General features: G+C 71.7%; 1 pseudogene. It reads left to right on the top strand.

The features are described 5' to 3' along the window. Positions 1 to 3: 3 nt before the first annotated feature. Positions 4 to 1,204 (top strand): annotated as a pseudogene (locus ABZW17_RS46715) (NF041680 family putative transposase); the annotation flags it as partial.

The raw sequence follows: 1,204 nt of genomic DNA, 5'->3' as shown, positions 1-1,204 counted from the left end.
GAGCTGTCCCTGGCCGGTGAGCACCGTCGCGGCCACGGCAGTGGCTATGCCGCGCTGGCCCGCGGACGCGTCGACATCGATCGACTACGTACCGCGCTGAGCAGGGTCTCGCTCCCGCGTGCCGCGGACGGACGGCTGGTGCTGGCGGTGGATGTGACCTGCTGGCTGCGGCCGGAAGCCCACACCAGCGGGCAGCGGATCCTGTGCCACACCTATGGCCGCGGCAAAGACCAGCACATGATGGTGCCGGGCTGGCCCTACTCGGTGATCGTGGCGCTCGAGTCCGGGCGTAGTTCGTGGACCGCTCCGCTGGACGCGGTCCGGCTCACACCCGGCGACAGCGCCGCAAACGTGACCGCCGGGCAGATCCGCGGTGTGGTGGCCCGGCTGGTCGCGGCCGGGCACTGGCGGCCGGGAGACCCGGAGATCCTGCTGGTCGCCGATGCCGGCTACGACGGCCCCGCCTGGCCCACGTGCTGGCCGATCTCCCGATCACCGTCCTGGTGCGGATGCGCACCGACCGGGTCCTGCACCGCCCAGTCCCGCCGCAGCCACCCACCATCAGATGCAGACCTCGCCGCCACGGCAGCGAATTCGCTTTCGGTGACCCGGCCGCCTGGGGGCAACCCGACGTCGTCACCGACACCACGACCCGGCTCTACGGTCCCGCGCTGATCCGGGCCTGGGACCGGCTGCACCCACGGCTGACCCACCGCATCGCCTGGGCCGGCCACGACGGTGCCCTGCCGATCATCGAAGGCACCGTGATCCGGCTGCAGGTCGAGCGCCTGCCCTCCGGCGCGATCCCGAAACCCGTGTGGCTTTGGCACTCCCGCACCGGCCTCGACCACGCCGAGGTCGATCTGGCCTGGCAGGCGTTCCTGCGCCGGTTCGACATCGAGCACACCTTCCGCATGCTCAAGCAAACCCTCGGCTGGACCACCCCGAAACTTCGCTCGCCCGAAGCGGCCGACCGCTGGACCTGGCTGCTGTTGACCGCCTACACCCAGCTGCGCCTCGCCCGTGAGCTCACAACGGACCTGCGCCGCCCCTGGGAGAAACCCCGGCCGGCGGGCCGGCTCACCCCATCGCGGGTCCGCCGGGGTTTTCGGAACCTGCGTCCACAGCTCGCCTGTCCGGCCCGTGTCCCGAAACCCTCACGGCCCGGCCCTGGACGTCCCGCCGGAACACCCAATCAACGACC

This window comes from Amycolatopsis sp. NPDC004625, assembly GCF_040609695.1.
GTDB lineage: Bacteria > Actinomycetota > Actinomycetes > Mycobacteriales > Pseudonocardiaceae > Amycolatopsis.
The sequence above is the reverse complement of the archived record's forward strand: the minus strand, read 5'-3'. Positions and strand labels throughout refer to the sequence as shown.